The 23355-nt window shown below is 70.1% G+C and carries 22 protein-coding genes; 10 read left to right on the forward strand and 12 right to left on the reverse strand.

The window, feature by feature from the left end; genetic code table 11:
• Positions 1-49: 49 nt before the first annotated feature.
• Positions 50-1024, forward strand: a complete 975-nt coding sequence (locus FS845_RS22165) for a Bug family tripartite tricarboxylate transporter substrate binding protein (protein ID WP_144639422.1) — start codon at positions 50-52, stop codon at positions 1022-1024.
• Positions 1025-1048: 24 nt separating this feature from the next.
• Here FS845_RS22165 and FS845_RS22170 read toward each other — a convergent pair whose 3' ends face one another.
• The gene (locus FS845_RS22170) at positions 1049-1915 is read right to left on the reverse strand and encodes a CheR family methyltransferase (protein WP_144639424.1); all 867 of its coding nucleotides are present in this window, start codon (positions 1913-1915) and stop codon (positions 1049-1051) included.
• The gene (locus FS845_RS22175) at positions 1900-5067 is read right to left on the reverse strand and encodes a response regulator (RefSeq protein ID WP_144639426.1); all 3168 of its coding nucleotides are present in this window, start codon (positions 5065-5067) and stop codon (positions 1900-1902) included. The genes FS845_RS22170 and FS845_RS22175 overlap by 16 nt, the downstream gene beginning before the upstream one ends.
• Positions 5068-5286: 219 nt before the next feature.
• Between FS845_RS22175 and FS845_RS22180 the strand changes: the two genes are divergently transcribed.
• From FS845_RS22180 to FS845_RS22215, 8 genes are all read left to right on the forward strand, one after another.
• Positions 5287-6891 (forward strand): MDR family MFS transporter, encoded by a 1605-nt coding sequence (locus tag FS845_RS22180; protein WP_260986400.1) that lies wholly within the window; start codon positions 5287-5289, stop codon positions 6889-6891.
• Between the two features lie 3 nt (positions 6892-6894).
• On the forward strand, positions 6895-7344 hold the full coding sequence (locus FS845_RS22185; protein WP_144639428.1) for a MarR family winged helix-turn-helix transcriptional regulator: 450 nt from the start codon (positions 6895-6897) through the stop codon (positions 7342-7344).
• A gap of 259 nt (positions 7345-7603) precedes the next feature.
• A complete protein-coding gene (locus FS845_RS22190) occupies positions 7604-8377 on the forward strand; it encodes an endonuclease/exonuclease/phosphatase family protein (RefSeq protein ID WP_144639430.1) in 774 nt (257 codons plus the stop codon).
• Complete coding sequence (clsB, locus tag FS845_RS22195; protein WP_144639432.1) at positions 8374-9591, forward strand: cardiolipin synthase ClsB; 1218 nt, start codon at positions 8374-8376, stop codon at positions 9589-9591. Before FS845_RS22190 ends, clsB begins: the two co-directional genes overlap by 4 nt.
• A 19-nt stretch (positions 9592-9610) precedes the next feature.
• Entirely contained in the window at positions 9611-10651 is a 1041-nt protein-coding gene (locus tag FS845_RS22200) for a lysylphosphatidylglycerol synthase domain-containing protein (protein WP_144639434.1), read from the forward strand.
• A 12-nt stretch (positions 10652-10663) separates the two neighbouring features.
• Positions 10664-11836 carry a DUF3182 family protein gene (locus FS845_RS22205; RefSeq protein WP_260986401.1) on the forward strand — a complete coding sequence of 391 codons (1173 nt, stop codon included), beginning with the start codon at positions 10664-10666 and terminating at the stop codon, positions 11834-11836.
• Positions 11820-12572 (forward strand): alpha/beta hydrolase family protein, encoded by a 753-nt coding sequence (locus FS845_RS22210; protein WP_144639436.1) that lies wholly within the window; start codon positions 11820-11822, stop codon positions 12570-12572. Before FS845_RS22205 ends, FS845_RS22210 begins: the two co-directional genes overlap by 17 nt.
• A 1-nt stretch (position 12573) precedes the next feature.
• Positions 12574-13110 carry a CinA family protein gene (locus tag FS845_RS22215; RefSeq protein WP_144639438.1) on the forward strand — a complete coding sequence of 179 codons (537 nt, stop codon included), beginning with the start codon at positions 12574-12576 and terminating at the stop codon, positions 13108-13110.
• Here FS845_RS22215 and FS845_RS22220 read toward each other — a convergent pair.
• Positions 13085-13963 carry a glycosyltransferase family 2 protein gene (locus FS845_RS22220; protein WP_144639440.1) on the reverse strand — a complete coding sequence of 293 codons (879 nt, stop codon included), beginning with the start codon at positions 13961-13963 and terminating at the stop codon, positions 13085-13087. The two genes, FS845_RS22215 and FS845_RS22220, sit on opposite strands and share 26 nt — an antisense overlap.
• Positions 13960-14655, reverse strand: a complete 696-nt coding sequence (locus FS845_RS22225; RefSeq protein WP_144639441.1) for a PIG-L deacetylase family protein — start codon at positions 14653-14655, stop codon at positions 13960-13962. The genes FS845_RS22220 and FS845_RS22225 overlap by 4 nt, the downstream gene beginning before the upstream one ends.
• 118 nt (positions 14656-14773) lie before the next feature.
• On the opposite strand from FS845_RS22225, the gene FS845_RS22230 reads away from it, so the two are divergent.
• Positions 14774-15049 (forward strand): hypothetical protein, encoded by a 276-nt coding sequence (locus FS845_RS22230; protein WP_260986402.1) that lies wholly within the window; start codon positions 14774-14776, stop codon positions 15047-15049.
• An 18-nt stretch (positions 15050-15067) separates the two neighbouring features.
• Here the strand turns inward: FS845_RS22230 and FS845_RS22235 are convergent, their stop codons facing one another.
• The 8 genes from FS845_RS22235 to FS845_RS22270 are packed head-to-tail and all read right to left on the reverse strand — an operon-like array spanning position 15068 to position 23343.
• The gene (locus FS845_RS22235; protein WP_144639443.1) at positions 15068-16057 is read right to left on the reverse strand and encodes a UDP-glucuronic acid decarboxylase family protein; all 990 of its coding nucleotides are present in this window, start codon (positions 16055-16057) and stop codon (positions 15068-15070) included.
• A complete protein-coding gene (locus FS845_RS22240; protein ID WP_144639445.1) occupies positions 16054-17064 on the reverse strand; it encodes a glycosyltransferase family 4 protein in 1011 nt (336 codons plus the stop codon). Before FS845_RS22240 ends, FS845_RS22235 begins: the two co-directional genes overlap by 4 nt.
• Positions 17061-18158 (reverse strand): glycosyltransferase family 9 protein, encoded by a 1098-nt coding sequence (locus FS845_RS22245; protein WP_144639447.1) that lies wholly within the window; start codon positions 18156-18158, stop codon positions 17061-17063. Before FS845_RS22245 ends, FS845_RS22240 begins: the two co-directional genes overlap by 4 nt.
• On the reverse strand, positions 18155-19162 hold the full coding sequence (locus tag FS845_RS22250) for a glycosyltransferase family 2 protein (RefSeq protein ID WP_144639449.1): 1008 nt from the start codon (positions 19160-19162) through the stop codon (positions 18155-18157). Before FS845_RS22250 ends, FS845_RS22245 begins: the two co-directional genes overlap by 4 nt.
• The gene (locus FS845_RS22255) at positions 19159-20895 is read right to left on the reverse strand and encodes a carbamoyltransferase (protein WP_144639451.1); all 1737 of its coding nucleotides are present in this window, start codon (positions 20893-20895) and stop codon (positions 19159-19161) included. Before FS845_RS22255 ends, FS845_RS22250 begins: the two co-directional genes overlap by 4 nt.
• Positions 20883-22049 (reverse strand): glycosyltransferase family 9 protein, encoded by a 1167-nt coding sequence (locus FS845_RS22260; protein ID WP_144639453.1) that lies wholly within the window; start codon positions 22047-22049, stop codon positions 20883-20885. Before FS845_RS22260 ends, FS845_RS22255 begins: the two co-directional genes overlap by 13 nt.
• The gene (locus FS845_RS22265) at positions 22046-22624 is read right to left on the reverse strand and encodes a D-glycero-alpha-D-manno-heptose-1,7-bisphosphate 7-phosphatase (protein WP_144639455.1); all 579 of its coding nucleotides are present in this window, start codon (positions 22622-22624) and stop codon (positions 22046-22048) included. The genes FS845_RS22260 and FS845_RS22265 overlap by 4 nt, the downstream gene beginning before the upstream one ends.
• Positions 22615-23343 (reverse strand): SDR family oxidoreductase, encoded by a 729-nt coding sequence (locus FS845_RS22270; protein WP_144639457.1) that lies wholly within the window; start codon positions 23341-23343, stop codon positions 22615-22617. The genes FS845_RS22265 and FS845_RS22270 overlap by 10 nt, the downstream gene beginning before the upstream one ends.
• Positions 23344-23355: the final 12 nt, after the last annotated feature.

Genomic DNA, 23355 nt, shown 5'->3' on the forward strand with positions numbered 1-23355 from the left:
ATGGCGGCGCCGGACGCATGCAGCCTTACATAAAAACGAGGAGACGACAATGCGACTGTTTTCCTGCGCGCTGGCCGCCCTGGCGGCCGGCGCCCTGTGCGCGTCCGCGCCCGCCCGGGCTCAGGATGCCTATCCGTCCAGGCCGCTGCGCATCGTGGTGCCGCTGGCGCCCGGCGGCACCGTGGACCTGGTGGCGCGGCTGGTCGCCAAGGGACTGTCCGAGCAACTGGGGCAGTCCGTGGTAGTGGAGAACAAGCCCGGCGCCAGCGGCCTGATCGGCACGCGCGAAGTGGCGCGGGCCAAGCCCGACGGCTACACACTGCTGGCGGTGGCCAACACCTTCGTGTCGGCGCCCTACTTCGTTCCCGAGGCGGGCTACGACCCGATCAAGGACTTCGCGCCGGTGACGCAGACCTGCCAGATCCCAATGGTGCTGGTGGCCCATCCCTCGGTGCCCGAGCGCGACGTCCGCGCGCTGATCGCGCGTGCCCGCGCGCATCCCGGCGAGGTGTCATACGCGTCGTCCGGCATCGGCTCGACGGGCTACATCGCCGCCGAACTGTTCAGCCGGCAGGCGCAGGTGAAACTGCTGGGCGTGTCGTACAAGGGCAACGGACAGGCGCTGACCGACGTGGTGGGCGGCCAGGTGATGACGATGTTCGACCAGGTCAGCACGTCCGGGCCGTACATCAAGACCGGCAAGCTGAACGCGCTGGCGGTCAGTACCGCCACGCGCTCGGCACTGCTGCCGGACGTGCCCACGGTGGCCGAGGCCGGCCTGCCGGGCTACGAGGATGCGACCTTCAACGCGATCCTGGCGCCGGCCGGCACGCCGGCGCCGGTGATCGCGAAGCTGTACGAGGCCATCGCCAGGGTGCTGGCCGATCCGGCGCTGAAGGCGCAGCTGGCCTCGCAGGGCATCGATGCAGCACCCAGCGGCTCGCCTGACGCGTTCGGCAAGGCGCTGCTGGCGGCGCAACGGAAATACCGGGCCATCGCCCAGGCGGCGCCGGCCGCGCCCTGAGCCAGGACCGCGCCGCCGCCGGCGTCAGATACGCTGGTAGACCTTTTCCTGCGCGTGGAACTCCACGAACCGGTCCGCGTGCGCGGTGAAGCGGATGGTTTCCTTGCTGCCCAGACCCAGGAAGCCACGGTGCACCAGCGCCTCGACGAACAGGCCGGTGGCGCGGTCCTGCAGCTCGCGGTTGAAGTAGATCAGCACGTTGCGGCAGGACACCAGGTGCACTTCGGAGAACACGCTGTCGGTGGCCAGGCTGTGGTCGGCGAACACGATCTGCTTGCGCAGCGCAGGGTCGAATCGCACGTAGTGGTCGTCGGACGTGTAGTAGTCGGACAGGTCGTGGCAGCCGCCCGCCAGCACGTAGTTGCGGTTGAACTGCCGCGCGCGGTCGACGGGGTAGATGCCCGCCTGCGCGGCCTTAAGCGCGTCGGTGTTGATGTCGGTGGCATAGATGATGCTGCGATCCAGCATGCCCTCTTCGTGCAGCAGGATGGCCAGCGACCAGACCTCTTCTCCGCTGCTGCAGCCCGCCACCCAGATCTTGATGGACGGGTAGGTGCGCAGCACCGGCAGCACCTGCGTGCGCAGCACCAGGAAATACGCCGGATCGCGGAACATCTCGCTGACCTGCACCGTGAGGTACTGCAGCGACTGCGCGAACACGGCGGGCTCGTGCAGGATGCGGTCCTGCAGCTGCGACACCGTGGCGCAGCCGAAGTGCTCCATGGCGCTCTGCACGCGGCGCAGCATCGAGCCCTGCGAATAGTCGCGGAAATCGTGCTGGTAGCGCTGGTAGATGCCTTCGAGCAGCAGCTTGAGCTCGATATCCGGCAGCGATTGCGGCAATCGGCCTTCCTGCGCCGGATCGATGGGGGGCGTTACTTCGGCATCCATACGCGGCACAAAGAGACCAGTTTCTCGACGTCGATGGGTTTGGCGATGTAGTCGTCGGCGCCCGCCTCGAGGCAGCTGCGGCGGTCGTCGGCCATGGCCTTGGCGGTCAGCGCGATGATGGGCAGCCGCGCGTAGGCGGGCTGGCGACGGATCTCGCGCATGGCGGTCAGGCCGTCCATCTCGGGCATCATCAGGTCCATCAGCACCAGGTCGATGTCGTCGTGCGTGGCCAGACGGTCGAGCGCCTGGCGGCCGTCGCGGGCCACGATGAGCTTCGCGCCCAGCGGCTCGAAGATGCTGGACAGCGCATACACGTTGCGCACGTCGTCCTCGGCCAGCAGGATGCGGCGGCCCTCGAAGACCGCGTCGCGCTGGCGCGCCTGGGCCAGCAGACGCTGCTGGTCCTGCGGCAGCGCGGCCTCGATGCGGTGCAGGAACAGCGACACCTCGTCCAGCAGGCGCTCGGGCGACTTGGCGCCCTTGATGATGATGGAACGCGAATAGCGGCGCAGGCGCTGCTCCTCGTCGCGGGTCAGCGCGCGGCCGGTGTAGACGATGACCGGAGGGAAGGCGTACTTCTCGCCGTTGGCCATCTGCTCCAGCAGGTCGTAGCCCGAGGCGTCGGGCAGCATCAGGTCCATGACCATGCAGTCATAGTGGCCGGCGGCCAGGTACTCCAGCGCCTGCGCCACCGTCCCGGTGGTGGTGATCTCCACGTCGCCGGCCTTCAGCATCAGCCCGATGCTCTCGCGCAGCACGGCGTCGTCTTCCACTACCAGGACGCGGCGCACCTGCTGCTGCAGGCGGGCCTCGACCTTCGAGAAGGCTTCCAGCACCGACTCGCGCGCCACGGGCTTGAGCGCGTAGCCCACCGCGCCCAGCTCCAGCGCGGTCTGCAGGTGGTCGTGCACGGACAGCATGTGCACCGGGATGTGGCGCGTGACCGGATCGCGCTTCAGGCGCTCCAGCACGCTCAGGCCCGACTGGTCGGGCAGGTTCACGTCCAGCAGGATGCCGCTGGGCTGCTGGCTGCGGGCCAGCGCCAGCGCCTCTTCGCCGGTGACCGCGTGGATGCAGTCGAAGTCCAGCTCGTGGGCCACTTCGTACAGCACGGCCGCGAAGCGCTCGTCGTCCTCGATGACCAGCACCAGGCGGGGCCGCTGGCGACGGTCGCGGTCGTCCTCGAGGCGGCGCGGCAGCGCGGCAGGCGCAGGCTTGGCCCCGCCGTTCGGGGCGTAGGCAGTCATGGCCGGCTTGCGCGCCGCGGCGCTGGCCGCGGCAATGGCGGCCATCTCGGCTTCGGCGGCCGCCTTGGCGGCGGGGGTGATGGCGGGCGTTTCGTCGGAGGCGCCGTCCTGGCGGGCATAGGTGCCCGCCTCGAGTTCGGTGGCGACTTCCAGCGTGAAGGTGCTGCCCTTGCCCGGCTCGCTGGCGACGCGGATCTCGCCGCCCAGCAGGCGCGCCAGCTCGCGCGAGATCGACAGGCCCAGGCCCGTGCCGCCGTACTTGCGGCTGGTGGTGCCGTCGGCCTGGCGGAAAGCCTCGAAGATGATGTCCTGTTGCTCGGGCGCGATGCCGATGCCGGTGTCGCGCACGTCGAACGCCACGCGGTCCGTGCCGGCGGTGCGCACGCGCAGCGTCACGCTGCCGCGCTCGGTGAACTTGAAGGCGTTGGACAACAGGTTCTTCAGCACCTGCTGCAGGCGATTGGAATCGGTGGTGAACGTGGCCGGCGTGTCGGGATCGATCTCGACGTGCATCGCCACCCCGCGGTCGCGCGAGATGGGCTCGAACACGGACTGCAGGGGGCGCAGCACGCCCGCCACCGACACCGGCTCGGCCACGATGTCGACGTGGCCGGCCTCGATCTTGGAAAGGTCCAGGATGTCGTTGATCAGCGTCAGCAGGTCCTGGTTGGACGCATGGATGGTCTGGGCATAGCGGCGCACCTCGTCGCTGCCGAGCGCCGCCGAATCGGGCCCGGACAGGATCTGCGCGAGGATCAGCGAGCTGTTCAGCGGCGTGCGCAACTCGTGCGACATGTTCGCCAGGAACTCGGACTTGTAGCGGTTGGCGCGCGTCAGCTCGTCCGCGTTGGCCTCCAGCGTGCGCTGGGCGCGCAGCAGGTCCTGCTTCTGGCGCTCCAGGCGGTTGGCCTGCTCTTCCAGCCGCACGTTGGTCTGCTCCAGCTCGGTCTGCTGGTTCTCCAGGCGGCTCTGCGAGTCGCGCAGCGCGCGGCTCTGCTCTTCGAGCTCTTCGTTGGAGACGCGCAGCTCTTCCTGCTGGGATTGCAGCGTCTCGCGCTGGCGTTCCGTCTCTTCCAGGGCGTCCTTCAGGCGCTGGCGGTAGATGGCGGCGCTCAGCGCCTGGCCCATGTCTTCCGCCAGGATGCGCATGAGCTCGGTGACACGCTCCATGTCGAAGCTGGTGTTGACGAAGCCCAGCTCGACCACGCCGACGATGCGGCCCTCGGCCGTGACGGGCGAGATCAGCAGGCGGCGCGGCGCGGTGCCGCCGGTGCCGCTGTGCACGCGCACGTGGTCGGCGGGCACGTCGTCGATCACCAGCGGCTTGCCGCTGCGCGCCACTTCGCGCGCCAGACCAAGAGTGTCGGCGTCGCCGCCGGGCGCGTCGAACGCGTAGCCCGCCGCGAAGCCCAGGCGGCCGTGCTCGTGGGTGTACAGCGCGGCAAGCTGCGCGTTGACGTAGCGCGACAGCACCTGCAGCATGCCGCGGCCCACCGAGGACACCTCGAGCTCGCCCAGCATGCTCGCGGCCATGTCGGCCTGGCCGCGCTGCAGCCACAGCAGGCGGTCGGTGCGCTCGCGCGCGGTGATCACTGCGTAGGCCAGGTAGGCCACGCTGGACACCGACATGATGTTGATGATGCGGTTGGCCACGCGCAGCTCGACCAGGGTCGTGGCCAGCGGAAACAGGCCGACGATGATGAGCACGGACTGCACGCCCGCCAGGATCAGCGGCAGGTGCCGGTTGCGCTGCTTGACGCACAGCAGCAGCGGAATGACGTAGAACACCCAGATGGTCAGGCCCGTGACCGCGACCAGATCGACGGTGAAGATCAGTCCGGTCAACCCCCAGACCAAGGCCACGATGAAGAGGTCGTCTTGCTTCTGCTGTTGTGAATACGGCATGTCGGTATGTGAGGGATGCGGACGCGCGGAAGCGCCTGGGCGCCGGCCAGGCAGATGCGGGATAGTAGCCGAAGGCGGCAGGCGCCGTCCGGCGAACGCGGCGGGCGTGGGGAATCGGCCACGGTCGCCGTCCTTGCGGCACGCCCCCCACATATGGGTAATAACCATATTCGGGAAAACGCTATAATTGTTGACCGGTCAATTATTGATTTGTCACAAATGCCGCCCAGCGCTACCTACGATGCCCCGCATTCCGCGGGCCAGCTCCTGCCCTTCCGACAATCGCTGATGGCCATGCTGGGCATGTGCTTCGTGATGATGCTGGTGGCGGTGGACCAGACGGTGGTGGGCACGGCGCTGCCGACCATCGTGTCCGAGCTGCATGGCTTCAACCTGTACGCCTGGGTGGCCACGTCGTACCTGCTGACCTCGGTGATCACCGTGCCGATCTTCGGCCGCCTGGGCGACTATTTCGGCCGCAAGCCCTTCGTGGTGGCCGCCATCGTGGTGTTCACGGTAGCCTCGGTGCTGTGCGGTGCGGCCCAGAGCATGCTGCAGCTGGTGCTGGCGCGCGCGCTGCAGGGCGTGGGCGGCGGCATGCTGGTGGGCACCGCCTTCGCCTGTATCCCCGACCTGTTCCCCGACACCCGCGTGCGGCTGCGCTGGCAGGTGATGGTGGCCTCGGCCTTCGGCATCGCCAACGCGATCGGACCGTCGCTGGGCGGGGTGCTGACCGAGCACTACGGCTGGCGCTCGGTGTTCTACGTGAACGTGCCGATCGGCCTGCTGGGCGCCTGGTTCGTGATCCGCCACATGCCGCATCTGCGCCAGCACACCGGCGGCAAGATACGCCTGGACTGGCCGGGCGCCTTGCTGATCGCGGCGGCGCTGGGTTCGCTGCAGCTGCTGGTGGAACTGTTGCCGCAGGACGACGCGGGGGGCACCATCACGCTGCTGGCGGTGGTCAGCGCGGCGGCATTCTTCGCGCTGTATGCCTGGGAAAAGCGCTGCGCCCATCCCCTGCTGCCCTTCGACATGCTGCGTGACCGCGGCCTTGCCATGCTGTTCCTGATGGCGCTGCTGGTGGGCACGACGATGTTCACCCTGCTGTTCTACGCGCCGCTGCTGATGCAGGGCGGCTTCGGGCTGTCGCCGCAGCAGGCGGGGCTGCTGGTCACGCCGCTGGCGGCCTTCATCACGGTGGGCAGCATCGCGGGCGGACGCGTGATCGCCCGGATGGCCGAGCCGGGCCGCATCCTCTATGCCGGCTTCGGCCTGCTGGCCGCCTCGTGCGCCGGCGTGCTGGCCAGCGACCGCGCCACCGGGCACTGGCTGCTGGCCGCCTACATGATGCTGGGCGGGCTGGGCATGGGGTTCGTCATGCCCACCCTTACCATCTTCGCGCAGCAGACCGCCGGCCGGGCCCACCTGGGCATCGCCACGGCGCTTTTGCAGTCGCTGCGCATGATCGGCGGCATGGTGGGCACTGCCGTGGTGGGCACCGTGGTCAGCCATACCTATGCCAGCCGCACCGCCGCCACGCTGGGCGGCAAGGTCGACGCGGCCAGCCTCGATCAGTTGTCCGATCCGCGCGTGCTGGTCGACGTTGAAACCCAGGCCCGCCTGCTGGCCCAGTGGGGCGGCCAGGGACTGGACGGCGCGGCCCTGCTGGACACCGCGCGAGAGGCGCTGGTGACGGCGATCCACGGGGGCCAGGCCATTGCCCTGGTGGTGGCGCTCGCGGCCCTGTGGTGCGTGCGCCGCGCGCCCAAGGTACATTTGGCGCTTCCGGGCCGTTCCCAGAGCCCGGCAAGCGGAGAATAAGCATTGCCGACACCACAACAAGGTCTGCTGGTGGTCCAGCACGTGGGCCAGACCTACCGCGTCATGCAGAGCGCATTCAGCAGCCGGGTCGGGCACCCGCTGCCGCGTTGGCGCATCCTGTATAGCCTGCACGAGCTGGGCAGCACGTCGCAGAAGCTGCTGGCCGAGCGCTGCCGGCTCGACCCCGCGTCGCTGACGCGGCAGTTGCAGGCCATGCAGAAGCTGGGCTGGATCGAGCGCGCGGTGGATGCCGGCGACAACCGCCTGACCAATGCCTCGCTCACGCAGGCGGGACGCGAAGTGGTCGAAGAGGCCCTGCCGCGCCGCGCCGCCTTCTTCCGCGACATGCTCGAGGGGCTGTCCGAGGAACAGGTGTCCATGCTGAACGATGCGCTGAGCATGCTCGAGCGCAACGCCGAGGCGGCCTCGGGCCGCGGGCAGCCGGCGCAGTGACGGCCGGCGGCGACCTCCGCGGGCAAAGGTAAGAAATTCGTCTTCCACCTCCGCCGGGCGTGGCGTGACGCCATGGCGCCAGTCGCCGGCCGGCGCTTGCAGGCCGAATCGGCCGTAGCGGACCAGCCCGCGTCGCGGCGCAGCATTTTCAAGGACTTAGCCGTAGCCGGCACCCGCCGGGCCACACCGTGTGCCGGGGGCCACCGGCCGCAGGCACGGCGCTTGCTGAGTGTCTTCTTCGTCAGGTAGCGGAGCGCTCATGCCAGAACAACATACCCCGCCGAAACCCCATGCCGACGCCTCGCAGTTGCGGGTGCTCAGCGTCAACATCCACAAGGGGTTCACCTTTTTCAACCGTCGCTTCATGCTGCCGGAGCTGCGCGACGCCATCCGCCAGGTCGGTGCCGACATCGTGTTCCTGCAGGAGGTCACGGGCGAGCACCAGCAGCACGCGCTGCGGCTGGCGGACTGGCCCAAGACCTCGCACTACGAATTCCTGGCCGATACGATCTGGACCGCGCATGCCTACGGCCGCAACGCGGTGTACCCCGATGGCCACCATGGCAACGCGGTGCTGTCCAAGTTTCCCATCGTGTCCTTCGACAACCACGACATCAGCGTCGGCAAACACGAGGCGCGCGGGCTGCTGCACTGCGTGATCCGTCCGCAGGGCAGCGACGTGCACCTGCTGTGCGTGCATCTCGGGCTGCTGGAGGCGCATCGCCAGGAGCAGTTGCGGCGCCTGCGCGACTTCGTTGCCACCCTGCCCGCGGGCGAGCCCGTGGTGATCGCGGGCGACTTCAACGACTGGCGGCTGCGGGCGGACAGGGTCCTGCACGGCTGCGGCATGCGCGAGATCCACCACGGCGTGCGGCCCCGGCCGGCCCGGACCTTCCCGGCCCGCTGGCCGGTGCTGCGGCTCGACCGCATCTATGTGAAGAACGTCAGGCACTGCAAGCCGGTGCCCCTGTCGGGCCAACCGTGGTCGCGGCTGTCGGACCACGTGCCCATCGCTGCGGAGGTGTCGGCATGAATCCCCAATGGCGCAAGGATACGTCGTTCGACCTGCTGGAGAACGGCGAGGAGTACTTCCCGCGCGTGCTCGAAGAGATCGGCAAGGCGCGGAAAGAAGTGCTGGTGGAGACGTTCATCCTGTTCGACGACGAGGTGGGCCGCGCACTGCGCGAGGCCCTGATCGCCGCGGCCGGACGCGGCGTGTCCGTGGACGTGATGGTGGACGGCTACGGCAGCGACGAGCTGTCCGCGGAATTCCTGCAAGGCCTGGTGGACGCCGGCGTGCGGTTCCACATCTTCGATCCGAAGCCGCGCCTACTGGGCGTGCGCACCAACCTGTTCCGCCGCATGCATCGCAAGATCGTGGCGATAGACGGCACGCTGGCGTTCGTGGGCGGCATCAATTTCGGCGCCGACCACCTGCTGGCCAGCGGTCCGGAGGCCAAGCAGGACTATGCGGTGGCCATCCGCGGTCCGCTGGCGGGCGACGTGGCCCAGTATGCCCGCGAAGCGCTGGCCACGCCGGCGCGCCGCGCGCCGGGCAGGCGCCGCGCCGGGCTGGCGCCGCGCTTCAATGCCGAGAACGGCGCGGCCTGCCTGGTGGTGCGCGACAACGACCGCCACCGCGACGACATCGAACGCCATTATCGAGCCGCCATCCGCCTGGCCAAGCGCGACATCCTGATCGCCAATGCCTATTTCTTCCCGGGCTACCGGCTGCTGCGCGAACTGAAGCACGCGGCGCGCCGCGGGGTGCGGGTGCGCCTGATCCTGCAGGGCGAACCGGACATGCCGGTAGCCAAGATGGCGGCCAGCATGCTTTACGACTACCTGGCCGAGGCGGGCGTAGAGATTCACGAGTACTGCACGCGGCCGCTACATGGCAAGGTGGCCTGCATCGACGACACCTGGGTGACGGTGGGTTCGAGCAACCTGGATCCGTTCAGCCTGGCGCTGAACCTGGAGGCCAACATCGTCGCCTACGACGCCGGCCTGAATCAGGCCCTGCGCGAGCGCCTGGACACCTTGCTGCAGAAGCACTGCCAGCTGGCGCCGCGCGCCTCGCGCTCTGCGCGCAGCCTGCGCAAGCTGTGGGTCGGCGTGGTGGTGTTCCATTTCCTGCGGCGCTTCCCGGCATGGGCGGGCGCCCTGCCCGCCCACAAACCGCGCCTGCAATCGGTGGACGCAAAAGCCCTGGCGGCCCTGCCCCAGGAAAACGGCTCTACGCCCTGAGCGTCGGAGGTCAAACGACATGAGCACACTCAGTTCCGCCAACGCGGCCGGCGCCCAGGCCTCGATGAAAACCGCGAGCGCCCCGCGCGAGAAGAAATCCGGCGACAAGCGCGGCAGCCGCCGCTGGACCAGGCTGTTCAACATCTTCATCTGGTTCGTCGCGGCCTTCGCTTTGGTGGTGGTGTTCAACCTCGCGCGCAACGTCGACTGGCGAGCCGTGTTGAAAGCCATCCATTCGATCCCGACGACCACGCTGCTGCTGGCGGCAGGCCTGGTGGTAGTGGGCTACGCGGCCTACGGCAGCTTCGACCTGCTGGCGCGCCGCTACGTGGACAAGCGGCTGCCCGCCGGCCGCGTGCTGGGCATCGCCGCGATCAGCTATGCGCTGAACCTGAACCTGGGCGTGCTGATCGGCGGCCTGGCGGTGCGGCTGCGGCTGTACGCCAACCTGCTGGGACTGCGGCGCTCCACCATCCTGCGCATCACGGGCTTCAGCGTGACCACCAACTGGATCGGCTATGGGCTGATCGCGGGCGCGGTGTTCGCCAGCGGGGTCACACCCATTCCGGCCTCGTGGCACGTGGGCGGCATGGCGCTGCGGGCGGCGGGCGCAGTGCTGATGCTGGGCGGCCTGGCGTACATCCTGTTCTGCTGGCGCTCCACGCGGCGCCACTGGACCGTGCGCGGCCATCGCATCGTGATTCCCAGCGGCCGCACGGCGGTGACGCAATGCGCGCTGGCGATCCTGTCGTGGTGCACGATGGGCGCGATCATGTACGCGCTGCTGCAGGCCAAGGTGCCCTATTTGATGGTGCTGGGCGTGCTGCTGTGCACCAGCATGGCATCGGTGATCGTGCGCATCCCCGGCGGGCTGGGCACCACGGAAGCCATCTTCGTGGGCGCGCTGGCCGGGCAACTGCCGGCGTCGCAGGTGCTGGGCGCGGCGCTGGTCTATCGCGCGCTGTATGCCCTGCTGCCGCTGTGCATCGGCGGCCTGTCGTACCTGATCCTGGAAGCGCGCCAAGGGGTACGCGCGGTGCAGCGCAATCGCGAGTCTTGAAGGAGGCGCCTCATGAACACGGTTCTTGCATCCGGAATGGACCCGGCCCTGGGCACGGTCATCAACGCGGCGGTCGAGATGGCGCCGCACGTGGCGGTCGCGCATCCGCGCCGCCCCACGGCGTCGGAACACGAGATCGCCAGCCACAGCACGCTGGCGCGGCGCCTGGCCGGCCTGCTGGACGCGGAGTACGCCGAGTACGATGCGCCCACGCTGTCAGGCCGCCGCGTGTACTACGTTCCGGCGCACACGCTGGTGGGCCGCGCCCAGGCCGCAGCGCTGGGGATCAGGGCCGAACATCATCTGTATGGCGGCGTGGTGCCCCATGCGTACGTGGCCACCAAGGCCATTTCGCATCCGCTGCACCGTCCGCACGATGCGCAGCCGCCGGGCTGGGCCGCGGACCTTGGCGCCGAACTGGGCGAGTCTGTGCTGCCGGGCTATACGGCATTCTCATTGGGGGACGCGTCGGCGGCGGCCCTGGCGCTGCTGCGCGACGGCCCCGTCCGCCTGAAGCTGCCCGAAGCCAATGCGGGCCGTGGGCAGACCGTGGTGCGCGATGCGGCGCAGTTGCAGGCCGCGCTGGCCGGCTGCGACTCGGCCGACGTGCGCGCGCATGGCCTGGTGATCGAGGCCAACCTGACGGGCGAGGTGCGCACGTTCAGCGTGGGCAGCGTCGGCATCCCGGGATTGCAGGCGGCTTACGTGGGCACGCAGGAATTGACGCCGGACAACGGCGGCGCCCTGGTGTATGGCGGTTCCACGCTGCACGTGGTGCGGGGCGGCTACGACGAACTGCTGGACGGCGGCCTGTCGGACGACGAGCGCCAGGCGGTACAGCTGGCCCGCCACTACGACGCCACCGTGCAGCGCCACTATCCCGACCTGCTGGCCTCGCGCCGCAATTACGACGTGGCGCTGGGGCTGGATGCCCGCGGCGCGCGGCGCATGGGCGTGCTGGAGCAATCCTGGCGCGCCGGGGGCGCGAGCATGGCGGAAATCGCCGCGCTGGAAGCCTTCCGGGCCGATCCCGCGCTGCGCAAGGTCACGGCGTATACGCGCGAGCGCTACGGCGCGGAGCATCCCCGGCCACAGGAGGACCACCTGGTGTTCCACGGCGAGGACAGCGCGGTGGGCCATATCTCGAAATCCGGAGGCATCACGCATCATGGCGGCGCAGAGTGAGGAAATCCGGATCGCGGTCGACGGCCAGGAACTGGCGGGCACGCTGCTGGCTCCGGCCGCCAAGATGCCCGGCATCCTGTTCGTGCACGGCTGGGGCGGCGACCAGCGCTTCGACCTGAAGCGCGCGCGGGGCATCGCGGGGCTGGGTTGCGTATGCCTGACCTTCGATCTGCGCGGGCACGCGGCCACCGAGGCCCAGCAGCAGCAGGTGACGCCCGAGGACAACCTGCAGGACGTGCTCGAGGCCTATGACACGCTGGTCTCGCACCCGGAGGTCGACACCTCGGCCATCGCGGTCGTCGGCAGCAGCTATGGCGGCTACCTGGCCGCCATCCTGACCGGCATGCGCAACGTGCGCTGGCTGGCACTGCACGTGCCCGCGCTGTACCGCGACGACACCTGGGCGCAGCCCAAGGCGGGGTTCGACCGGAGCCAGTTGCGCAGCCTGCGCCAGGGCCCCGTCCTGCCGGCCGACAACCGCGCGCTGAGCGCCTGCGAGGCCTTCGGCGGCGACGTGTTGCTGGTGGAGGCCGAGCACGACGACTTCATTCCGCATGCCACCATCATGAGCTATCGCAACGCCTTCATGGCGGCGCATTCGCTGACGCACCGGCGGCTGGACGGCGCCGACCACGCGCTGACGGAGAAAGTGGCGCAGCAGGCCTATACCTCGATTCTCAGCGGCTGGATCACCGAGATGGTGGTCGGCGCGCGGGTGGGCGGCCATGACAGCTGAAATGCCACTGACCAGCGCACAGCAGCGGCAACTCCAGGAGTTGGCGGACTACATGCGCGACCACGGCCTGCTGCTGGCCACGGCGGAATCCTGCACGGCAGGCATGATCGCCTCGCTGTTGGCGGACCTGCCCGGCGCGGGCCAGTTGCTGGACTGCGCGTTCGTCACCTATTCGGTGTCGGCCAAGCAGCGCTGCCTGGGCATCGATCCCGACGTATTCAGCCAGAACAACCTGACCAGCGAGCCCGTGGCCCGCGCGATGGCCGAGGGCGCGGCGCACCGCACGCCGGCCAACGTGATCGTTGCAAATACCGGGGTGGCGGACGATGGCGGCAGGGGCGTGCCGCCTGGTACGCAATGCTATGCGTGGCTGTACAGAAGGGATGGGGATACGCCGGCGATCTACACCGAGACCCGCCAGTTTCCCGGCGACCGCTCGGCGGTGCGGCGCGCCAGCGCGCTGTATGCGCTGTCCCGCGTGGTGCACCACCACTCCGGACTGTCGGACGACGTCAGCACGCCGTCCGGTCGTCCCTAGCCGCCGCTTCCACCTGCCGCAACTGCGCCAGCACCGACGCCGACACCACGCGGCGACGCGACAGCGCGCGCGGCAGGCCTGGCAACGCCTGGGCCAGCACGCGCAGGCCATTGCCCGACACCGCCGCGCGCCGCGTCTGGCGCCAGGCGATGCGCGCGGGCAGCCGCATCCATGCCAGCCACAGCGCGTTGCGCGCCAGCAGGCTGCGGCGGCGCGGCGCATCGCGCCGGGCGGACGGCCAGTGCCAGGTGACCAGTTGCGGCGCGTACACGATGCGCCACCCCGCCTGCAGCAGGTCCAGCGCCAGCAGTCCTTCCTCGCCGCCGATGAACAGCGGTGGCCAATATCCGCCTGCCTGCAGGAATGCCGCGCGCCGCACCACGCAGGCGCCGGCCATGAAGCCGACCAGGCCCGGGCCGATCCCCGGCAGGCCCGGCAACGGGCTGCGCGCCATGACGGCACAGGTGGGATCGGGCCGCCCTTGCTGGCCTACCCTCACCTGGCCGCTGGCCAGCGCCAGTTCGGGCCAGCCATCCAGCATGGCCTCGGCGCGCGCCAGCGCCTCGGCCTCCCAGCACGTATCGTCGTCGCAGAACGCCACGTACGGTGTGGTTGCTGCCAGGCAGCCTCGGTTACGGCCCGCCGCGCCCTCGTTGGTCGGCGCCCGCACCAGTTGCACGTCGGGAAAAGCCTGGCCGATCGCACCGGCGCTCCCATCCTCGCTGGCGTTGTCCACCACAATGATGGGATGGTGCGGATAGTGCCGGCGCAAGCCGTGCAGCGTGCGCAGCACTTCGTCGCGGCGGTTGCACGTCAGCACGACGATGGACACGCGAGGGGCAGCGGTCGTCACGCGGCCGCCTCGGACTCCGACTGCCAGTGCAGGCGCCAGTAGCGCTCCGGCCGCGCCGGATCGCCGCCGCCATCGGCCAGCCCCAGCGGCCGCAACTGGCTGGCATAGGCTCGCACTGCCTCCCCCTTGCGCGGGTCGCCGGGCGGCGGGCCGGGTTCGGGCGTGGCCTGGATGCCGCGCGCCAGCAAGTCGGCCAGCCGCTTCTGCGCCAGTCCGGGCTTGCCGCGATACAGCGCCTCTTCGTAGGCGCACCACACGGGCTGCGGCGGCAGCCACGGCCGCAGGGACAACAGGATGTCGGACACCAGCAGGTGATCCTCGTGGAAGAGGCCCAGCGGGAGATACACCGCCCGGGGTCGCAACTGCGCCAGCGCGCCGGCCAGCAGATCCTTCAGCTCGGCGCGGTCGCGCGATGCCGCGTACTGGCTGTCCAGCACGCCCAGCCGCAGGGTCTTCACGCCCAGCGTGGCCAGGGCAAGGCTGTCTTCCTTCTCGCGTGCCAGCATCGCCTGGCCCGGGGTGTCGAACCCGCATTCGCGGTCCCAACCGGGCAACGGCGCATCGCCGGCCGGCACGCCGGTGCAGACGGTGAGCACCGTGGCGTCGGGCGCCGCGGCCAGCAGGTCGCCGCAACCGAGCACGGCGTCGTCGTAATGGGGAGAGATCACAAGCAATGGGACGGAAGGATTCATGATGCGGCCATCCGAAACTGGGGACATCGGAGATTCAGCAAGCCACGTGCCGGGTACGTGGCTTGCTGACACGTACGCATCCCGGCAGTGCCGGGCCCGTGGTCTATCAGGAGCAGCCATGAATCCCTTTATGGAAACCGATCTCTCGTCCCCGCAATACGGCGCCGGCCGGCCCAATGTCGGCCCCAGCGATTCGTCGGATTCGGCGAGCGACCTGCCGCCCGGCATGGACAGCGACAGCGATGCCCAAGGGACGGGCGAGCGCGACAGCGTGAATCAGCGCCATGGCGGCCGGCCGGCCGACGTGGCGCCCGACGAGATCGTCGACGAAGAGGAAGCGGGCATCTCGCATGCCCGTCCCGACCCCGTGCGCAACGGCGGCGATCCCTACTGACCGCCGCCTTGCCGCGAGTCACCGCAGTGTGGCGCCCTGGGGCGCGGTGGGCGCGCGCCTGCCGCGCCCCAGTTCTTCCTGGAAATAGCGCACGGTGCGCGCCAGCCCGTCCGCTGGCGCCACGGCCGGCTGCCAGCCCAACAGCGCGCGCGCCAGCCCGATGTCCGGACGCCGCCGCGCGGGGTCGTCCCCGGGCAAGGGGCGAAACACCAGTTGGGCGGGCGTCCCCACCGCGTCGCTGATGCGCTCGGCGATCTCCAGCATCGTCATCTCGTGCGGATTGCCCAGGTTGACGGGCCCGCCGTCCTCCTGCGGGCTCTCCATAAGCCGCACCAGCCCTTCGATCAGGTCATCCACGTAGCAGAACGAGCGCGTCTGCGTGCCGTCGCCATAGATGGTCAGCGGCTCGCCCTGCAGGGCCTGCACGATGAAATTGGACACGACCCGTCCGTCGTTGGGCGCCATGCGCGGACCATACGTGTTGAAGATGCGCGCGATGCGCACCGACACGCCCGCGCGCTGGTACAGCGTGAACAGGGTCTCGGCGCAGCGCTTGCCCTCGTCGTAGCAGGCGCGCGGGCCGATGGGATTGACGTTGCCGTGATAGGTCTCGCGTTGCGGGTGCTCCAGCGGGTCGCCGTAGATCTCGCTGGTGGACGCCTGCAGCACCCGCGCGCCGCTGCGCTTGGCCAGTTCCAGCACCTGCATGGCGCCCAGCACGCAGGTGCGCGTCGTGCCGATGGCGTCCGCCTGGTAATGCACCGGCGACGCCGGGCACGCCAGGTTGTAGATGCGGTCTACCTGTCCGGACAGCGGTTGCGTGACGTCCTGGCGCAGCCACGTGAAGCGGGGATGGTCCAGCAAGGACCGGATGTTGCGCATCGCGCCCGTCTGCAGGTTGTCCAGGCACAGCACCTGGTGTCCGTCGGCCAGCAGCCGCTCACACAGGTGCGATCCCAGGAAGCCGGCACCGCCGGTGACCAGTACTCGTGCAGTCTTGTCATTCATGCTCGTCTGTCTCCCATCAGGGTGTCGAACAGCGCGCACCAGTCGGCGACGAACCGTTCAATGGAAAAGCGCTCCTGCGCAGTGGCGCGCGCGGCATCGCCCCAGCGACGGGCCACGTCCGGCTGCTCGATCAGCATGCGGCCGACCTCGGCCACCCGGTCCAGCCTGCTGTCCACATAGCCGTTGACGCCGTTGTCGATCACCGACGGCAGTTCGGTCGTGGCGTAGCCGATCACCGGGATGCCGCACAGCATGGCCTCCACCAGCGACAGGCTGAGGCTGCCGTAGCGGATCGGACTGAAATAAAAGCGGTAGCGCGACATGAAGGCGGCGACGTCCCGGTTCGGAACCTCGCCCAGGCCGCCCAGGGCTTGCGATTGCATGCCGATCAGGTCCAGCGGCAGTTCGCGCCGCATGTCCGCGTACAGGTCGGCACCCAGGCGGCGGCCGCGCCGCGCGAGATGGTTGACCACCACGATGCCGCGCGGCAGCTCGCCCACATATCGCACCTCCGGCGGCACGGGCACGCCGTGCTCGATCACGCGCACAGGCACGCCGGACCGGTCCCACATCTGCGCGTTGTGCGGCGTCACGTGCACCAGGATGCCGCGCGGGTGGCCGAACGGGTGCACGGTGTCGGTGGGATGCGGCTCGGGCGGATTGTGCTCGATGTAGGCGCAGGGCAGGCCCCGCTGCGCGGGCGTCAGCAGCGACCAGGCATCGCCCAGGTTCTGGCGCGACTGGTAGACCACGCAATCCACGGCCGTGTCGCGCACCTGCTCGACGGGGACCGCATGGACATTGGCGCCCCACGGCAGACCCGGGCCCAGGGCGCCGTAGCCTGGACGGCCATCTTCGTGCACCGGCACGTAGAAGTCGTGCGGCGCCTGCGTCAGGGCGTGCAGGTAATTGCCATGGGCGTGCCAGATCAGCACGCGCAGGCGCCGCGCCGCGGCGCCGCGCGGCGCTAGTCCCCGCCCGTCGCGAACGCGGTCGTCCGGCGTCATGCCGCCTCCCGCTGCAGATGGCGGCCGGCCTGCGCCAGTACCTGGTCGACCGTCACGCCCAGCGCACACGGATGGCCGATGGGACAGGATTCGTAGCTGCACGGCCGGCACGGCACGTCGGTCCAAAGCACGGGGTGCAATGCCGGGTCCAGCGGCGCCCAGCGCCGGACGTCGCTGCCGGATGCCACTACCACGCTGCGCGTGCCCACCGCCGCGCACACGTGGGACATGCCCGTGTCGTTGCACACCACCATGCGGCAACGCGACACCAGGGCCGCCAGCCCGCCCAGCGACGTGCGGCCGCACAGGTCACGCGCAACGCCGCCCGAAGCGGCCACCGCCGCGGCCACGATGGCGGCTTCTTCAGGCGTGCCTGTGACGGCCACCTGCCACCCTTGCGCGGCCAGCGCGGCCGCGACGGCGCCGAAGCGTTCGACGGGCCAGCGGCGCGACGCGAGCCGCGCCCCGGGATGAACCAGCACGGTGCGCGCTGATTGCAGGCCTGCCTCGCGCAGCAGCGCGGCCGCCTCCGCGTGGTCGACCGGCGTCAGCGGGAACTCCAGCGCCGCGTCGTGCGCGGTCAGGCCCAGTCCCGCGTTCAGCAGAGTCAGGTAACGCAAGGGCTCGGGCTGCTCGTCCGGCCAGGGCACCCTGCACGGAGCCGGGTCCTCGCCCGGCGGCACGAAGCCCGCCCAGCGCCGCGCGCCCAGCTGCGCCACCACGCGATTGGACTGCAGGCCGCTGCCATGCATCTGCAAGGCGATATCGAAGCGGCGCGCGCGGGCGCGCTCGTAGAACGCTGGCAGGGCCGACTCGTCGGCGCACTGCTCCGGAAAAATGCGCAGCCCGGGAAAGCGCATCCAGTCATCGATGTAGTGGCCGAAGCGGCGGCGGAACTCGCCGCCCTCGCCCAGCCCGATCACGGTGACATGCGCCCGCGGCCAGGACTGCCGCAATGCCCGCAGCGCGGGCACCGAGCACAGCATGTCGCCCAGCTGCAGGGCCCGGAAAACCGCGATGCGATCCGGCGTGGGCAGCGGCGGGCGCGGCGGCGCGGGCACCGCGGGGCGGGTGTGCAAGCGCGCCTGCGTCATGGAAACCTCGCGCCGTAGCGGAACATGCCGACCACGCGCCAGCCGATGGACAGCGGCGGAATCGCCGCCGAGGTCAGCGCCAGCTCGGCCAGGTGGGTCGGATCGCGCGACAGCCCGGCGACGCGCCGCGCGAAGAACCATCCCGTCAGCGCCAGCCAGGCCAGTCCCGCCAGCGCAGCCACCGGCCAGGCGCCCGCGGCCAGTGCTGCCACGCACACGACCAGCGCGCCCGTCACGCCCAGGTAGAACCACGGCGGCCCCGGCCGCACCCGCGCCCGATACAGCTGGGGATGCTTGGCGTACAGCAGCGTGTCATACATCACCTTGCGCTGCATGCGCAGGCCCACCGCGAACGGCGCGGGCCGGATGGGATGCAGCACCACCGCGGCGGGCGCGCTCACCACGCGCATGCCGCGCTCCAGCAGCGAGAAATGCAGGTCGGAATCCTCGCGCCACGCCATCTCGAAGCGCGCATCGAAGCCGCCCACCGCCTGCAGCGCGGCGCGCCGCACGAAGCAATTGGCGGTGGCGAACTCCGCGCGCGACAGACCGCTGGCGTCGCGCTCGTAGTCCGTCGGCTGCTCCGGCAGCGGCATCACGATGCGTCCGGCCACCGCATGCACGTCCGGCCGCATGGCCACCAGGCCCTGCGCCAGCCAGTCGGCCGCCGGGATAGTGTCGTCGTCGGTGAAGGCGATGATCTGCCCGCGCGCGGCGCGCCATCCCTTGTTGCGCGCCGCGGCCGGGCCCTGCGTGCCGGTGATCGGCAGATAGCGCAGGAGGGGCCCGCCCGCCTCGATCTCGTCGGCCAGGTCGTACACCAGCCGTTCAGTGTGCTCTCCCGGCTCGTCGTCGCATACGACAACTTCGTACGGCCCCGCCGTGAACGCCTGCGCCAGCAAGGCGCGCAGGCACTTCTCCAGCAGGTCGGGGCGGCGGTAGGTCGGCACCACCACCGACATCAGCACCTCGGCGGACGTGGACGCGGCGAATGGCGGCGTCATCGCGGCTTCTCCACCAGGAACGAACCGATCACCAGCGCATCCAGCGGCGACGTCCAGAACGATTCCAGCGCATCGCGCGGCGTGCACACCACGGGCTCGCCGCGCGTGTTGAACGAGGTATTGACCAGCACCGGCACGCCGGTCAGCCGCTCGAACGCGGCCAGCGTGTCGTAGTAGCGCGCGTTCTGGTCGCGCCGCACCGTCTGCACGCGCGCCGTGCCGTCGGTGTGGCGCACCGCGGGGATGCGGTCCGCGCGGTCGGGCAGCACGTCGAAGACGAACAGCATGAACGGCGCGCAGATGCCGTTCTTGCCCTGCGCGTCGAACCACTGGGGCGCGCGTTCTTCCATGACGGCGGGCGCCACCGGACGGAAATCCTCGCGGTCCTTCAGGGCGTTCAACCGCGCCTGCATGTTCACGTCGATGGGCGAAGCGATGATCGAGCGCGCGCCCAGCGCACGAGGCCCGAACTCCATGCGGCCCTGGAACCAGCCCAGGATCCTGTCCTGCGCCAGCAACTCGGCGGCGGCCTGCGCCACGTCGTCCAGGCGGCGATACGGCACGCGCGACATCAGCAGGAAGGTCTCGATGGCGTCGTCGTCGTATCCGGGTCCCAGGTACGCGTGGTCCATCCGCCAATTGCGCTGGCCGCCGCGCGCCGTGTAGTCCGCGTACAGCGCCGCGCCCAGCGCCGTGCCGGCGTCGCCCGCGGCGGGCTGGACCCAGACCTCGTCGAACGGCCCGTCCCTGGCGATGCGCGCGTTCATCACGCAGTTCAGCGCCACGCCGCCCGCCATGCACAGACGCGGCGAGCCCGTGCGGCGATGCAGCCAGCGCGCCATGTGCAGCGCCGTCTCTTCAAGCACGTACTGCAGCGACCGGGCGATGTCCTGGTGGCGCTTTTCGAACGCCGCGCCGCGCTCGCGCGCCGGCCCGAAACGCTCCACCAGCCGGGAGGGCGCCAGGCTGTATCCGCCCTCCTCGTCCAGCCGCACGATCTCGCGGAATTCGGCGCGATACGCCGGCTCGCCGTACGAGGCCAGCGCCATCACCTTGTACTCGTCGGACGAGCGCAGGAAACCCAGGTAATCGGTCACCTCTTCGTACAGCAAGCCCAGGGAATGGGGCAGACTGATCTGCCGCACGCGTTCGTAGCCCCCGGCCGTGAAGTGCCCGTAGCTGCTGGTGGCCGCCTCGCCGCGCCCGTCCATGGTCAGCACGGCGCACTCTTCGTAGGGGCTGGCCAGGAAGGCGCTCGCCTCGTGCGCCAGGTGATGGTCCACGTACTGCCAGCGCTGCAGGATGTGGTCCAGCGTGAGACCCGTGAAGCGTTTGCGCAGGTGATGCGGCGCGCCGTCCAGCAACTGCCGCGGCGCATTGACGATGTAGGACAGGAACAGCGGGTCCCACGGCGACCCTTCGTGGGGCGCACGGCGCGCGCCCGAGGGCTCGACCGGCAGCGTGATCATGCCGTCCTCGACGCCCGGCACGTCCAGCAGCGTGGGATCGAAGGCGTACACGATGCGGTCCACGTCGCGCAGCGCCAGGCCGGCCTCCTGCAGGCAATAGTCGATGGCGTGGTACGGCAGCTGCCACGTGGTGAACGGCACCGGCCGTTTGCCGTGCTTGATGCGCGTGAAGCGCTCTTCCTCGGCGGCGGCCAGCACGACGCCATCGCGCACCAGCGCGGCGGAACAATCGTGGAAGGCGGCGTTGATGCCTAGTGTATGCATGCGGATCTCCCTTGCGGCGGCGATGCGGGTTCGCGTCCGGCGCCTTGCGCCAGCAGTTCGCGCGCGGCGTCGGCCACCGCCTCGGGCGGCACGCCGGCCAGGCACGCGTGGTGTCCCTCGGGACACGTGCTGCGATAACAGTTCCGGCACGGCACGTCGCGATACAGCACGCGATGCGCCGTGTTCCAGGGGGTGTGCTGGGGATTGGTCAGCGCGTACAGGTCGACCACCGGCACGTGCAGCGCGGCCGCGATGTGCGCCGGTCCGCTGTTGTTGCAGACCAGCACCGCGGCGCGCTCGATGGCGGCGCCCAGTTCGCCCAGGCTCAGCTGGCCCGACAGGTCGACCAGGCCGGGCAGGTGCTCGCGCCGGCGCGCGATCTCGGGCGCCAGGCCGCCGTCCTCGGGGCTGCCAAGAAGCAGCAGGCGCCGGCCTTCCGCGCGCAAGGCGTCGATGGCTTGGGCCAGCAGCCCGCTGGGGTAGCGCCGCGACGAGGCCGACGCCCCGCCGTGGATGGCGATCCAATCCTCTTCATCGGCCACGCCGTGGGCGCGTACCTTGGCGCGCAACGACTGCCTGTCCAGGTCGCGCACGCGAAAGGACAGCGAACGGTCGTCCGCCACGGCGCCGACCGAGGCCACCAGATCGAGCTGGCGCCGCACCTCGTGCCGCATGCCGCCGTCGGCGTCGCTCTCGCGCCGCCAGTCGGTGATGAGCCGATAGGGATTCTCCCGGCAATGCGCCAGCACGCGCGGCACGCCGGCCAAATGGCACAGCATGGCGGCGGGCAGCGGGCTCTGGCTGTACACCGTGAAGATCACGGCCGCGTCCGGGCGCCAGGCGCGGATGCGGGCCACGGCATCCAGGTCGGCCTGGTTGCCTTGCGCGCCGTTGCGCACCCACGCGCAGTCGTAGCGCATCACGGTATCGACGTCGGGCAGGAACGGCTGCAGCGCCGCGCCGGCGGCCGAAGCCATCAGCGCGAGCCTGCGGTCCGGTGCGCCCTGCTTCAGCGCGCGCATGGCGGGCGTGCTCATCAGCACGTCGCCCATGCCGTCCAGGCGGACGCACAGGATGCGGCGGGCTTCGCGCCACACCCGCGAAGCTTCGGCACCGGACGCCTCGTCGACGATCACGGAATCACGGGCGTTCATGCGGCCTCCTGGCAGGTGGCGAACAGGTCGGCCATCACCACGCGCGCCGCCGCATCGAAGTCCGGCGCGCGATGCGCCGGCTCGCGGTGGGGACCCCGCAGCCACTCGGTCTCGTTGCCCACGTCCAGCAGCACGGTGCGGCAGCCCGCGCGGTTGCCGGCCTCCACGTCGTTGAGGATGTCGCCGATCATCCATGAGCGCTGCAGGTCCACGTCATGGTTGCGCGCGGCCCGCAGCAGCAGTCCGGGCGCGGGCTTGCGGCACGCGCAGGCGGGCACGTCCGGCCCTTCGGGCAGGTGCGGGCAATAGTAGAAACCGGTGAGATGCGCGCCGGCGGCGCGGAACATGGCCGACAGCGCCTCGTGAACGCGCTTCAGCGCGGGCTCGTCGAAGTAGCCCAGCCCCACTCCCGGCTGGTTGCTGACCACCACCAACGGCACGCCCATCGCGCCCAGGCGGCACAGGCCCGCGTAGGCGCCGGGCGCGAAGCGCATGCGCGCGGGGTCGACGTTGTACGGCTCGTCCACCAGCACCGTCCCGTCCTTATCAAGGAATACCGCTGGCGTCAGGGCCATGATGTCTCCCGCATCGGCAGCACCATCACCTCGGGCACCACGGTCTCGGCAGGCTGCGTCAACACGAAGCGCACCGCGCGCGCCACGTTCTTGGGGTCCTGCAGCGTGTCGACGTCGATGTCCGGGAAGCGATCCAGCAGGAAGGGCGTGCGCATGCCGCCTGCGATGACGGCACACACTTTGATGCCGCTGGCGCGCAGTTCGGCGTGCAGCGCGTTCGACAACCCCATCAAGCCCCACTTGCTGGCGTGGTAGGCGCTGGCATTGGGCCAGGCGCGCCGCGCCGCGGTGGAAGCGATGTTGACGATGTAGCCGCCCGGGCTCAGCACCTTGCGGGCCAGCTTGGCCATCAGGAAAGGACCGGTCAGGTTGGTGCGCAGCACGCGTTCCCAGGCCTCGACGTCCAGTTCATCGATGGACGCAGTGACGTCCACCCCGGCGTTGTTGATCACGGCATCCACGCGCCCGCACTGCTCCACGGTCTGGGACAGCGCCGCGCGCACGTCCTCGGGGTTGCCCACGTCCATGCCGATCGCGATGGCCTGGCCGCCCTTCTCCCTCAGTTGCCGCGCGACCGCGTCGGCGCGGTCCGCCTTGAGGTCGGCCACCGCCACGCTGGCGCCCTCGTCGGCCAGCATGTCGCAGATGGCGGCGCCCAGCCCGCTTGCGCCTCCCGTCACCAGCACCACGCGGCCGGCCAGCGTTTCCAGATCGTGCATCGTCGTGACTCC

The sequence above is a fragment of the Bordetella genomosp. 13 genome, from assembly GCF_007679965.1.
Taxonomy (GTDB): Bacteria; Pseudomonadota; Gammaproteobacteria; order Burkholderiales; family Burkholderiaceae_B; genus Bordetella.

Excerpts from the sequence above, each read along its gene's own strand:
- FS845_RS22180 (WP_260986400.1), top strand. The coding sequence starts at position 5,287 with ATGCCGCCCAGCGCTACCTACGATGCCCCGCATTCCGCGGGCCAGCTC.
- FS845_RS22230 (WP_260986402.1), top strand. The coding sequence starts at position 14,774 with ATGAATCCCTTTATGGAAACCGATCTCTCGTCCCCGCAATACGGCGCC.
- FS845_RS22205 (WP_260986401.1), top strand. The coding sequence starts at position 10,664 with ATGAACACGGTTCTTGCATCCGGAATGGACCCGGCCCTGGGCACGGTC.
- FS845_RS22165 (WP_144639422.1), top strand. The coding sequence starts at position 50 with ATGCGACTGTTTTCCTGCGCGCTGGCCGCCCTGGCGGCCGGCGCCCTG.
- FS845_RS22235 (WP_144639443.1), bottom strand. The coding sequence starts at position 16,057 with ATGAATGACAAGACTGCACGAGTACTGGTCACCGGCGGTGCCGGCTTC.
- FS845_RS22245 (WP_144639447.1), bottom strand. The coding sequence starts at position 18,158 with ATGACGCAGGCGCGCTTGCACACCCGCCCCGCGGTGCCCGCGCCGCCG.
- clsB (WP_144639432.1), top strand. The coding sequence starts at position 8,374 with ATGAATCCCCAATGGCGCAAGGATACGTCGTTCGACCTGCTGGAGAAC.
- FS845_RS22225 (WP_144639441.1), bottom strand. The coding sequence starts at position 14,655 with ATGAATCCTTCCGTCCCATTGCTTGTGATCTCTCCCCATTACGACGAC.
- FS845_RS22210 (WP_144639436.1), top strand. The coding sequence starts at position 11,820 with ATGGCGGCGCAGAGTGAGGAAATCCGGATCGCGGTCGACGGCCAGGAA.
- FS845_RS22200 (WP_144639434.1), top strand. The coding sequence starts at position 9,611 with ATGAGCACACTCAGTTCCGCCAACGCGGCCGGCGCCCAGGCCTCGATG.
- FS845_RS22260 (WP_144639453.1), bottom strand. The coding sequence starts at position 22,049 with ATGAACGCCCGTGATTCCGTGATCGTCGACGAGGCGTCCGGTGCCGAA.
- FS845_RS22255 (WP_144639451.1), bottom strand. The coding sequence starts at position 20,895 with ATGCATACACTAGGCATCAACGCCGCCTTCCACGATTGTTCCGCCGCG.
- FS845_RS22190 (WP_144639430.1), top strand. The coding sequence starts at position 7,604 with ATGCCAGAACAACATACCCCGCCGAAACCCCATGCCGACGCCTCGCAG.
- FS845_RS22270 (WP_144639457.1), bottom strand. The coding sequence starts at position 23,343 with ATGCACGATCTGGAAACGCTGGCCGGCCGCGTGGTGCTGGTGACGGGA.
- FS845_RS22170 (WP_144639424.1), bottom strand. The coding sequence starts at position 1,915 with ATGGATGCCGAAGTAACGCCCCCCATCGATCCGGCGCAGGAAGGCCGA.
- FS845_RS22175 (WP_144639426.1), bottom strand. The coding sequence starts at position 5,067 with ATGCCGTATTCACAACAGCAGAAGCAAGACGACCTCTTCATCGTGGCC.
- FS845_RS22215 (WP_144639438.1), top strand. The coding sequence starts at position 12,574 with ATGCCACTGACCAGCGCACAGCAGCGGCAACTCCAGGAGTTGGCGGAC.
- FS845_RS22265 (WP_144639455.1), bottom strand. The coding sequence starts at position 22,624 with ATGGCCCTGACGCCAGCGGTATTCCTTGATAAGGACGGGACGGTGCTG.
- FS845_RS22240 (WP_144639445.1), bottom strand. The coding sequence starts at position 17,064 with ATGACGCCGGACGACCGCGTTCGCGACGGGCGGGGACTAGCGCCGCGC.
- FS845_RS22250 (WP_144639449.1), bottom strand. The coding sequence starts at position 19,162 with ATGACGCCGCCATTCGCCGCGTCCACGTCCGCCGAGGTGCTGATGTCG.